The sequence below is a fragment of the Micromonospora sp. HK10 genome, from assembly GCF_000982955.1.
Taxonomy (GTDB): domain Bacteria; phylum Actinomycetota; class Actinomycetes; order Mycobacteriales; family Micromonosporaceae; genus Micromonospora.
In genome coordinates this window covers 1-11211 of sequence record NZ_KQ058734.1, presented here as the reverse complement: position 1 = coordinate 11211, position 11211 = coordinate 1, and the positions used below count along the sequence as shown (strand labels likewise).

Below are 11211 nucleotides of genomic sequence, written 5' to 3'. Positions count from 1 at the left end.
CGGGGCCCGGCCGGCCCCGCCCCGGCGGGGGGGGGTGCCGGCCGGACCGGTGCGTCGGGCCCGGTCGGGCGCCGTGGTGAGCGCCACGGGCCGCTCCTTTCCGTCGGCCGGGGTCAGGCGATCGCGGACGTGCAGGCCGCCACGAACTGCTCGGCGGCCTCGGCCGGGGTGGCCCGGCCGTACTGGGCGTTCTCCGCGGCCTTGGTCAGCTCGGCCTTGACCTTGCTGTGCCCCTTGATGGGGACCTGCGGGGAGCTGCCGAACTTCTGCGCCAGCTCGGACTCGACCTGGATGGACTGCTTCATGGCCGGGTCGGTGGCGGTCTCGCTGACCTTGGTCCGCAGATCCAGGTTGGACGGCAGCCCGCGGTCGGTGCCGAGCAGCGCCACCGCCTCGGGATCGTTGACCATGAAGTTGATCACGTCGACCGCGACGTCCCGGTGCTTGCTGCTCTTGAACACCGACCAGTACATCGACGCCCGGGCCCATTGGGCGCTCGGGTCGCCCGGGTAGGCCACCACGCCCAGCTCGTCCTTGGTGTTCTTCCTCAGGTCCGGCATCTGGTTGGCCCAGACCCAGGAGGTCGCCGCCTTGCCGGTGACCACGAGCTGCTTGGTGATGTCGGTGGCGTTGCCCTGGTGGATGACGTCCGGGGTCGGGGTGGCGCCCCGGTCGCGGGCACCCTTCCACAGCTCGAACCACTTCGTCACGTCCTCGACGGTGAAGCCGAGTTCCTTGCCCCGGTACAGGTCCTTGCCCTGCTGCCGCAGCCAGACCCAGAGCGCCTTGTAGTCGGCGCTCGGGTCCTGGGTGCCGGGCACCTTCGTCTTCTTCGCCACCTGCTCGGCCCAGGCGATGTGCTCCTCCCAGCTCATCCCGGTGGTCGGCTCCGGCAGCCCGTTCTTGACCAGCAGGGTCTTGTTGTAGACCAGGCCCTGGGTGTTCTCCCCGGCGGCCACCCCGGCGAGCTTGCCGTCCACCACGCCGTACTCGAGCAGGCTCTTGGGGAACTTTGTCACGTCGAGCTTGCCCGAGTCCCGGTAGCTGCCCAGGTCGAGGGTGGTGCTGCGGCCGGCGTACTCGGCCAGGTAGTTGTCGTCGATCTGGAACAGGTCGGGCGGGTTGCCGCCGGCGGTCAGCGTGGCGAGCTTGTCGAAGTAACCCTGGTTGGCCTGCCAGGTCTTCTCGAAGGTCACGTTCGGGTGCTTCCTGGTGTAGAGGGCCAGGGCATCCTCGGTGAGCTTGGCCCGGGCCTCGCCGCCCCACCAGAAGATGGAGAGCTTGACCTTGCCGTCGTCGCCGGCTCCGTCGTCGCCGCAGGCCGCGGCGCCCAGAGCGAGGGGCGCGGCCAGCGCCACGGCGGCCAGGCCGCGGACGAGTCGACGTCGGGTCAGCGGGGTACGGTGATGCCGCCCGGCGGGTGCGCCGGCGGTGGGGGACGTTGCGGGGTGCATCTGCGCTCACTCCTCGGCTGTGGAAGGCGACGACGTCACCGACGGCTGGCCGCGGGCGCCCGGGTCCGCACGGCGATGCGGGCCCGGGCCGCCACGTCAGGCGCCGGGGGCGTCCCGACCGGACGGTGGGACGGGTCCGGTCGAGTCGCGGACGACCAGTTCGGTCTGGAGCATTACCTGTGCGGTGGTGCGACGGTCGCCGGCCGCCGCGCTCCGGCCCCGGGCGCCGCGTGGCCCCTCGGAGTCGTGTTGCAGCAGCATGTCGACGGCCGTCCGGCCGGCGGCCGCGGTCGGCGTGGCCACCGTCGTCAACTTGGGGCGGGTCAGCCGGCTCAGCGCGATGTCGTCGACGCCGACGACGCTGACGTCGGCCGGGACCCGCAGCCCCAACGCGTCGAGCCCTTCGATCAGGCCGATCGCCTGCAGGTCGTTGTAGGCGAGCACGGCCGTGACGCCGCTGCGGCGGACCTGTTCGGCGGCGGCGCCACCGCCGGTCTCGGTGGGCGGGTTGGGGCCCAGGACGGTCAGGTCGGCGCCGCCGGCCCGGGTCGCCGCGCCGGCCGCCCGGCGCATCTCGCGGTTGGTCCACGAACCGCGCGGGCCGCCCAGCAGCGCGATCCGGCGGTGCCCGAGGGCGAGCAGGTGCTCGACCGCGAGCCGGGCGCCCTGACCGACGTCCATCATCACGCACGGCAGGCCGGTGACCTGGCGGTTTATCACCACCACCGGGACCTCCCGGCTGACCTGCTCGATCAGGCTGTTGCTCATCCGGGGGCTGCACAGCAGCACCCCGTCGACCTGCTTGGCCAGGGCGTGGACCAGTTCCTCCTCGGCCACCGGGTCCTCGTTGGTGTCGGCCACGAAGACGTGGTAGTCGCGGTGTCGGGCCTGCCCCTCGGCCGCCTTGATCAGCGGCGGGAAGAACGGGTTGGCGATGTCGGCGACGATCAGGCCGATGTTGTGGGTCCGGCCGGTGATCAGCGCCCGCGCGGCCCGGTTGGGCCGGTAGCCCAGGTCCTCCGCGCAGGCCAGCACCCGGACCCGGGTCTCCGGGTTGACCAGGTGCGGGGCCGAGAAGGTGCGGGAGACCGTGGAGATGTGCACGCCCGAGGCCCGCGCGACGTCCCGGATGGTGGCTGGCACGGCCGGCTCCCCTCGTCCGGTGTGGTGGCGGTCACGTGAGTGCCGCCATTAATGCAAACGGTTGCGCCCGTGTCAACGCTTCATCGTGATGTCTCGATTTCAGCGCGGGAAGGACCGTCGCAACCGGCCGGGCCAAACAGGGGCAAAGGTCGCGGCTTTGCCCCTGATCGTTGACGTCGCATTCGTCGACGTGGTTACTTCGCTGCAAACCTTTGCAGCTCCGGGGAGGCCGACCGTGTCACCACCCGCCCGGGACCGGATCCGTCACGCCCTGGTCGGCGCCGGCGCGCGGGCCGAGATGTTCGTCCGCGCGCTCGCCCTCGACCACGCCGACACCGCCGAGCTGGTCGCCCTCGCCGACGTCAACCAGGCCCGGATGGACGCGCACAACCGCTGGCTGGCGGCGCTCGGCCACCCGCCGGTGCCGACGTACCCGGCCGCCGACTTCGCCGCCATGCTCGCTGCGCAGCGGGTCGACGTGGTGCTGGTGACCAGCGTCGACGTCACTCACGACGAGTACGTGGTGGCCGCCCTGCGGGCCGGCTGCGACGTGCTCACCGAGAAGCCGATGACCGTGGACGCGGCGCGGTGCCGGCGGATCCTCGACGCGGTGGCGGAGACCGGCCGGCGGGTCACCGTCGCCTTCAACTACCGCTACAACCCCTTGCACGAGCAGGTCCGGCGGCTGCTCGCCGACGGCGCGGTGGGCGAGATCGGCTCGGTGCACTTCGAGTGGCTGCTCGACGTGCGGCACGGCGCCGACTACTTCCGCCGCTGGCACCGGGACAAGGCGGTCTCGGGCGGGCTGCTGGTGCACAAGGCCAGTCACCACTTCGACCTGGTGAACTGGTGGCTGGACGCCCGGCCCGTCGAGGTGCACGCGGCCGGGCGGCTGTTCTTCTACGGCGAGTCCGGCCGCCGGCACGGCTACGCCCGCGACTACGACCGCGCGCACGGCTCCCCCGCCGCCGCCGACGACCCGTTCGCCCTGCGGCTGGCCGAGCACCCCCGGCTGCGCGAGCTCTACCTGGACGCCGAGGCCGAGGACGGCTACCACCGCGACCGCAACGTCTTCGCCCCCGGGGTGACCATCGAGGACGACCTGGCCGTGCTGGCCCGCTACTCCACCGGCGCCACCATGACCTACCACCTGACCGCGTACGCCCCCTGGGAGGGCTACCGGGTCATGGTCAACGGCAGCCGGGGCCGCCTCGAACTGGAGGTCACCGAGAGCGACCACGTCAGCCCGGCCGGGGCCGGCGCGCTCAAGGGCGCCGCGCTGCACGGCGACCAGGCCGCCGTCGAACACGGGTCGGCCCGGCTGACCCTGCGGCCGTTCTGGGCGCCGCCGGTCGAGCTGCCCGTCGACGGCTGGACCCGGCAGGGCCACGGCGGCGCGGACGCCCGGATGACCCGGGTGCTCCTCGGCGGCGAGCCCGACCCGCTGGGCCGCGCCGCCACCGCGTACGACGGGGCCCTCGCGCTGCTCACCGGCCTGGCCGCCAACCGCTCGCTGGACACCGGCGCGCCCGTCCGGGTCGCCGACCTGCTCACCCTGCCCTGATCGAGGAGCCCGCCCCCGTGCCCACCACCTCCCGCAGCGACCTGCTCCTGCCCGCCGAACCCGGTCAGCGCGCCCTCGCCCGCGAGCTGTACGCCCTGGCGGCCGAGCAGCCGATCATCTCCCCGCACGGCCACGTCGACCCCGCCCTGCTGGCCGAGGACCGCCCCTTCCCCGACCCGGCCCGGCTGCTCGTCGTGCCCGACCACTACCTCACCCGGATGCTGCTCAGCCAGGGCGTGCCCCCGGCCGACCTCGGCGTGCCGAGCGTCGACGGCAGCCCGGTGGAGACCGACGGGCGGACCATCTGGCGGCGCTTCGCCGCGCACTGGCACCTGTTCCGGGGCACCCCGTCCCGGCTCTGGCTGGAGCAGACCTTCCGGGACGTCTTCGGGGTGCACACCCCGCTCTCCCCGGCCACCGCCGACACCGTCTACGACGCGCTCGCCGCCCGGCTGGCCGAGCCGGAGTTCCGGCCCCGGGCGCTGTTCGGCCGGTTCCACATCGAGGTGCTCGCCACCACCGAGTCACCCCTGGACGACCTGGCCCAGCACGCGAAGCTCGCCGCCGACGGGTGGGGCGGCCCGGGCGGCCGGGTGGTCACCACGTTCCGCCCGGACGACGTGGTGGACATGGAGTTCGACAACTGGTCGGCCAACGTGGACCGGCTCGCCGAGGTCTCCGGGGAGGACACCGGCACGTACGCCGGTTACCTGGCGGCGCTGCGCCAGCGCCGGGCGGCGTTCATCGCGGCCGGGGCCACCTCCACCGACCACGGGCACCCGACCGCCCGTACCCTCGCCCTCGACCCGGCCGAGGCGGCCGCGCTCTACGACCGGGGCCGGCGCGGCCGGGCCGACCCGGCCGACGCCGAGGCATTCCGGGCGCACATGCTGCTGGAGTTCGCCCGGATGTCGCTGGACGACGGGCTGGTCATGCAGCTGCATCCGGGTGCGGTGCGCAACCACAACCGCTGGCTGTACGCCCGGCACGGCCGCGACGTGGGCGGCGACGTGCCGCACGCCACCGAGTACGTGCACGGCCTCGCCCCGCTGCTGGACGCGTACGGCAACGAGCCGCGGCTGCGGGTGGTGCTGTACACCCTGGACGAGGACACCTTCACCCGGGAACTCGCCCCGCTCGCCGGCGGCTACGCCGCCCTCTACCTCGGCGCGCCCTGGTGGTTCCTGGACTCGCCGGAGGTGCTGCGCCGGTTCCGGGAGGCGGTCACCGAGACCGCCGGCTTCTACAACACCGCCGGGTTCGTCGACGACACCCGGGCGTTCTGTTCCATCCCGGTCCGGCACGACGTGGCCCGCCGGGTCGACGCCGGTTTCCTGGCCCGGCTGGTCGTCGAGCACCGGCTGCCCCTCGACGAGGCCGCCGAGACCATCGTCGACCTGGCGTACCGGCTGCCGAAGCGGGTCTTCAACTTCGGGGAGGCGAACTCATGACCACCATCACCGACGTCACCGTGCACGACGTGCGGTTCCCCACCGCCGCCAGCGGCGACGGCTCGGACGCGATCAACCGGGGCGACTACTCGGCCAGCTACGTCGAGCTGGCCACCGACGGCGGGCCGACCGGCGCCGGGTTCACCTTCACCAACGGCCGGGGCAACGAGCTCACCTGCGCGGCCGTGCACGCGCTCGCGCACCACGTCCGGGGACGCAGCGTCGAGGAGATCGCCGCCGACCCGGCGGCGTTCACCCGCTCGCTCACCGCCGACGTGCAGCTGCGCTGGCTGGGCCCGGAGAAGGGGGTGATCCACCTGGCCGCCGGGGCGGTGGTCAACGCCGTCTGGGACCTGCGGGCGAAGCTGGCCGGCCAGCCGCTGTGGCGGTACCTGGCCGAGCTGCCCACCGACGACCTGGTGGCCGCCGTCGACTTCCACCACATCACCGACGCGCTCACCCCCGACGAGGCCGCGGCCATCCTGGACAAGGGGCGCGACGGGCTGGCCGACCGGCTCGCCGTGCTGGAGCGGGACGGCTTCCCCTCGTACACCACGTCGGTCGGCTGGCTCGGCTACCCGGACGACAAGGTGCGCGCGCTGACCCGCACCGCGTACGCCGACGGCTGGCGGGCGGTGAAGATGAAGGTCGGCGGACCGCCCGAGGACGACCTGCGCCGGGCCCGGATCATCCGGGCGGAGATCGGGCCGGACGCGCTGCTCATGATGGACGCCAACCAGGTCTGGGACGTCGACGAGGCGATCACCGCGATGGCCGCGCTGGCCGAGGTCGACCCGTACTGGATCGAGGAGCCGACGCATGCCGACGACGTGCTGGGCCACGCCCGGATCGCCCGGGCGGTCACCGAGCTGACCGGCGGCCGGTGCCGGGTCGCCACCGGCGAGGTCGCCGCCAACCGGGTGATCTTCAAGCAGCTGTTGCAGGCCGAGGCGATCGGCGTCATGCAGGTCGACGCCGCCCGGGTCGCCGGCGTCGACGAGGTCCTCGCCGAGCTGCTGATGGCGGCGAAGTTCGGGGTGCCGGTCTGCCCGCACGCCGGCGGCGTCGGCCTCTGCGAGTACGTCCAGCACCTGGCGATCTTCGACTATCTGCGGGTCGGCACCAGCCTGGACGGCCGGATGGTCGAGTACGTGGACCACCTGCACGAGCACTTCGTCGACCCGGTCCGCACCCGGGGCGGCCGCTACCTGCTGCCCACCGCCCCCGGCTACAGCAGCACCATGCGACCGGAGTCGATCGCGCGGTTCCGCTTCCCGGACGGCCCGGCATGGCGCTGACCGGCGGCGGCGACCGGCTCGCCCTGGCCACCCTGCGCCGGCTGCCCGTCGAGTGCCGCCCGCTGCTGCGCCCCGGCACCGTGCCGGCCGGCATCGTCCACCTGGGGCTGGGCGCGTTCCACCGCGCCCACCAGGCCGTGCACACCGAGGCGGCGGTCGGCGCGGCCGGCGGGGACTGGGGCATCATCGGGGTCGCGCCGCGCAGCACCGCGGTGGTCGACGCGCTGGCCGCCCAGGACGGCCTGTTCAGCGTCACCTCGCTCTCCGCCGAGGGCGCGACCACCCGGGCGGTCGGCGCACTGACCGGGGTACGGCACGCCGCGAGCGACCCGGCCGCCGTGGTGCGCCTGGTCGCCGACCCGGCGATCCGGATGGTGACGCTGACCGTCACCGAGAAGGCGTACCAGCTCGACCCGGTCACCGGCGCGCTGCAGGCCGATCCGGACCTGCTGGCCGACCTGAGCACCGACCGGCCGCCCCGTACCGTGCCGGGGCTGCTGGTGCGCGGGCTGCTCGCCCGGGCGGCCGCCGACGCCGGGCCGCTCGCCCTGGTCAGCTGCGACAACCTGCCCGCCAACGGCCGCCGGCTGCGCGGCCTGGTGACCCAGGCGCTCGCGGTGGCCCGGGTGCCCGACGCGGCGGCCGGCTGGATCGCCGGGCAGGTCAGCTTCCCGGGCACGATGGTCGACCGGATCGTGCCGGCCACCACCGCGGACACGCTGGACACCGCCCGGCGGGCCCTCGGGGTGAGCGACCTGGCGGCGGTGGCCGCCGAGCCGTACTCGCAGTGGGTGATCGAGGACGACTTCCCGGGTGGGCGGCCCGCCTGGGAGCGGGCCGGGGCGGTGCTCACCGACGACGCCGGCCCGTGGGAGCGGCTCAAGTTGCGCACCCTGAACGGGGTGCACTCGGCCACCGCCTACCTGGGCGCGCTGGCCGGCGCGGAGACCGTCGCCGAGACGCTGACGCTGCCCCGGCTGACCGCCGTGCTGCGCCGGCTGGTCGCCGAGGACGTCGCGCCCAGCTTCGCCCCACCCCCGGGCGTCTCGGTGCCGGCCTACGGCGAGGAGGTGCTGGGCCGCTTCGCCAACCCGGCGATGCGGCACCGCACCCTGCAGATCGCCATGGACGGCTCGCAGAAGCTGCCGCAGCGGGTGCTGCACACCATCACCGACCTGCGGGCCGCCGGCCGCTCGGCCCGGTGGGCGTCGCTCGTCGTCGCCGCGTGGTTGCGCTTCCTGCTCGGGTACGCCGACGACGGCCGTCCGCTGCCGCTGGACGACCCGCTCGCCGAGCGGATCCGGGCCGCCCTGGCCGCCGGCCGGGACACCCCCGCCGGGGTGGTGGACGCGCTCTTCGCCCTGCGCGAGGTCTTCCCGGCCGAGTTGGCCGCCGACGACGAGGTCCGCGCCGACGTGACCGGCTGGCTGGCCGCGCTGGAACGGCACGGCGTCCGGGCCACCCTGGCGGGTGCGACGTGACCGGCGGGGGGCGGCCGCCGCGGGTGGCGCTGGTCGGGGCGAACGGGCACGGGCGGTGGCACCGGCGGGCGATCGCCCCACTGCACGCCGCGGGCCGGCTGTGCCTGGCCGGCCTGGTCGACGTCCGGCCGCTGGAGGAGGAGCCGGCCGCTCCGGTCCCGCCGGGGACGCGCACCTTCACCGACCACCGGGCGATGCTCGCCGCCGTACGCCCGGACGTGGTGGTGGTCTGCACCCCGCCGCACACCCACCTGCCGATCGCCCTGGACGTGCTGGCCGCCGGTGCGGACCTGCTGCTGGAGAAGCCGCCGGTGCTCGACCTGGCCGAGCACCGCGCCCTGGCGGGCGCGGCGGCGGCCGGCGGGCGGGCGGTGCAGATCGGTTTCCAGGCGCTCGGCTCGGCGGCGCTGGCCGAGCTGACCGGCGCGCTGGCCGCCGGGCGGCTCGGCCCGGTCAGCCGGGTCGGCGCGGTGGCCGCCTGGCGCCGCCCCGACGGCTACTACGCGCGGTCCCCCTGGGCCGGCCGGCGATCCCTCGGCGGCCGGCCCGTGCTCGACGGGGCGCTGGCCAATCCGCTCGCGCACGCGGTGATGCAGTGCCTCGCGGTGGCCGAGGCGGTGACCGGGGCGCCGGTGCAGCCGGCCCGGATCGAGGTGGAACGCTACCGGGTGCGGCCGATCGAGGTGGACGACACCGCCGTGCTGCGGCTGACGCCGCGGGACGGGCCGCCGGTGCTGGCCGCGCTCACCCTGGCCGGCGAGGACTTCGTGCCCGGCGAGGTGGTGGTCACCGGCGGCCGGGGCCGGGCCGTGCTCGAGTACCCGACCGACCGGCTGCTGCTGCCCGGCGAGCCGGCGCCCCGGGTGGTGCCCGGCCGGCGCGGCCTGCTGGAGAACCTGCTCGACCACCGGGCCGACGGGACGCCGCTGATCGCGCCGCTGGCGCGTACCGCGCCGTTCACCGGGGTGCTGGACGCGCTGCGTGCCGCGCCGGAGCCGGCCCTGCTCGGCGGCGCGCTGGTCGGGACGGTGGGCGACGGGCCACGCCGGGAACGGGTGCTCCGGGGGGTCAACGCGGTGTTGCGGCACGCCGCGGAGACCGGCGTGCTGCCGTCGGAGGCGGGGGTGCCGTGGGCGGTCGCGCCGTACCGGTTCGAGGAGGCACCGCAACGGTAGTGCACATCCCGGCAGGGCCGGGTTCCGGCGTTCCGGACAGATGCCCGCTATCCCGGCCGGTACCGGCCGGGGCAATACCCCTCGTATTCGACTATTGCAACAAACCTGCACACAGTACACATTGACTCTTATAAAAGAACGTCCTTACCGTCACTGATATCGGCCGCCAAAAGCTGACAGGACGGTAATAGTCATGCGGAGAACGACAGCGGACGCCGCGCTCCTCGCCATCGCGCTCGCGCTGACCACCGCCGCGCCCGCGCCGGCCGCGCTGGCCGCCCCGCCGCCGCCGGGGCCTACCGGGGAGTTCGGGCGCCAGGCGCACCCGGCCGACGGGCTGCCCCGGCCCGCCCGGGAACTCGGCCGCCAGGCGCTGCCGGCGAACGACGGCTGGGCCGCCGAGGGCACCGGCACCACCGGCGGCGCGGCCGCCACCGCCGACCGGATCCGGGTGGTGCGGACCCGCGCCGAGCTGGTCGACGCGCTCGGCGGCGACAACGCCACCAACGCCACCGACGCCACCCCCAAGATCGTCTACCTGGCGGGCACGATCGACGGCTTCGAGGGCCCGGACGGCAGCCTGCTGGACTGCGCCGACCTGGCCGACCCGGCGTACTCGCTCGACGGCTACCTGGCCGCGTACGACCCGGCGGTGTGGGGACGGGTGAACCCGGACGGCCCGCTGGAGGCGGCGCGGGTGCGCTCGGTGGCCAACCAGACCCGGCAGACCCAGCTCAACGTCGGCGCGAACACCACCCTCATCGGGTTGCCCGGTGCCCGGCTCACCGGGCTGACCCTGATGATCGACCGGGTCAGCAACGTCATCATGCGCAACCTGACCTTCGTCGACGCCCGCGACTGCTTCCCGGCCTGGTCTCCGACCGACGGCGACGCCGGCAACTGGAACTCCCAGTACGACCAGATCTCGATCCGCCGCAGCGAGCACGTCTGGGTCGACCACAACACGTTCACCGACGGCGACAACCCGGACGCCCCCCAGCCGCGCTACTTCGGCCGCCCCTACCAGGTGCACGACGGGTCGCTCGACGTCACGCACACCGCCAGCCTGGTCACCGTCAGCTGGAACCGGTTCGTCGGCCGGGACAAGCTGATGCTGATCGGCTCCTCCAACACGGTCGGCCCGGACGTCGGCCGGCTCAAGGTCACCGTGCACCACAACCTCTTCGACGGCGACCTCCAGCGGCTGCCCCGGGTCCGCTTCGGCCAGGTCGACGTGCACGAGAACCACTACCGCCTCGGCGGGCCCGGCTTCGAGTACGCCCTCGGCGTCGGCGTGCAGTCCGCCATCCACGCGGAGAACAACTACTTCACCCTGGCCGGCGACGTCGCCCCGGCCGACCTGATCCACGACTGGGGCGGCACCGCGCTCACCGAGCGGGGCAGCTGGCTGCGGCAGGGCGCCGGCCGGCCGCGCCCGGTCGACCTGCTCGGCGCGTACAACGCGGCGCACGACCCGGACCTGGGCGGCGACGCCGGCTGGACCCCCACCCTGCGGGCCGCCCCGGTGCTGCCCACCCCGCTGGTGCCGCTCGTCGTGGACGCCTTCGCCGGCGCCGGCCGGCTGCCGCGGTAGCGGGCCGGCACCGCCACGGCACCACCCCGCCCGTTACCTTTTTGATCGTCC

General features: G+C 74.6%; 8 protein-coding genes. 6 read left to right on the top strand and 2 right to left on the bottom strand.

The genetic code is table 11. From position 1 onward, the window contains the following. Positions 1-113: 113 nt before the first annotated feature. On the bottom strand, positions 114-1454 hold the full coding sequence (locus LQ51_RS08510) for an ABC transporter substrate-binding protein (RefSeq protein WP_046564150.1): 1341 nt from the start codon (positions 1452-1454) through the stop codon (positions 114-116). Positions 1455-1550: 96 nt separating this feature from the next. After that, positions 1551-2597 (bottom strand): LacI family DNA-binding transcriptional regulator, encoded by a 1047-nt coding sequence (locus LQ51_RS08505; RefSeq protein WP_046564149.1) that lies wholly within the window; start codon positions 2595-2597, stop codon positions 1551-1553. A 235-nt stretch (positions 2598-2832) separates the two neighbouring features. Between LQ51_RS08505 and LQ51_RS08500 the strand changes: the two genes are divergently transcribed. The 6 genes from LQ51_RS08500 to LQ51_RS08475 all read left to right on the top strand — a co-directional run bounded on the left by LQ51_RS08500 (position 2833) and on the right by LQ51_RS08475 (position 11160). Continuing rightward, positions 2833-4161, top strand: coding sequence for a Gfo/Idh/MocA family protein (locus tag LQ51_RS08500; protein ID WP_046564148.1), 1329 nt, complete (start codon positions 2833-2835; stop codon positions 4159-4161). A gap of 17 nt (positions 4162-4178) precedes the next feature. Next, positions 4179-5612 carry a glucuronate isomerase gene (gene uxaC / locus LQ51_RS08495; RefSeq protein WP_046564147.1) on the top strand — a complete coding sequence of 478 codons (1434 nt, stop codon included), beginning with the start codon at positions 4179-4181 and terminating at the stop codon, positions 5610-5612. Then, the gene (locus LQ51_RS08490; RefSeq protein ID WP_046564146.1) at positions 5609-6910 is read left to right on the top strand and encodes an enolase C-terminal domain-like protein; all 1302 of its coding nucleotides are present in this window, start codon (positions 5609-5611) and stop codon (positions 6908-6910) included. The genes uxaC and LQ51_RS08490 overlap by 4 nt, the downstream gene beginning before the upstream one ends. Beyond that, positions 6901-8391, top strand: a complete 1491-nt coding sequence (locus tag LQ51_RS08485; protein ID WP_046564145.1) for a mannitol dehydrogenase family protein — start codon at positions 6901-6903, stop codon at positions 8389-8391. Before LQ51_RS08490 ends, LQ51_RS08485 begins: the two co-directional genes overlap by 10 nt. Continuing rightward, complete coding sequence (locus LQ51_RS08480) at positions 8388-9566, top strand: Gfo/Idh/MocA family protein (RefSeq protein ID WP_046564144.1); 1179 nt, start codon at positions 8388-8390, stop codon at positions 9564-9566. Before LQ51_RS08485 ends, LQ51_RS08480 begins: the two co-directional genes overlap by 4 nt. 193 nt (positions 9567-9759) lie before the next feature. Then, entirely contained in the window at positions 9760-11160 is a 1401-nt protein-coding gene (locus LQ51_RS08475; RefSeq protein ID WP_046564143.1) for a pectate lyase family protein, read from the top strand. Positions 11161-11211 lie beyond the last annotated feature (51 nt).

Bases quoted from the DNA above. Each gene is read 5' to 3' on its own strand.
- LQ51_RS08485 (WP_046564145.1), top strand. From the start codon at position 6,901: ATGGCGCTGACCGGCGGCGGCGACCGGCTCGCCCTGGCCACCCTGCGC.
- LQ51_RS08510 (WP_046564150.1), bottom strand. From the start codon at position 1,454: ATGCACCCCGCAACGTCCCCCACCGCCGGCGCACCCGCCGGGCGGCAT.
- LQ51_RS08475 (WP_046564143.1), top strand. From the start codon at position 9,760: ATGCGGAGAACGACAGCGGACGCCGCGCTCCTCGCCATCGCGCTCGCG.
- LQ51_RS08490 (WP_046564146.1), top strand. From the start codon at position 5,609: ATGACCACCATCACCGACGTCACCGTGCACGACGTGCGGTTCCCCACC.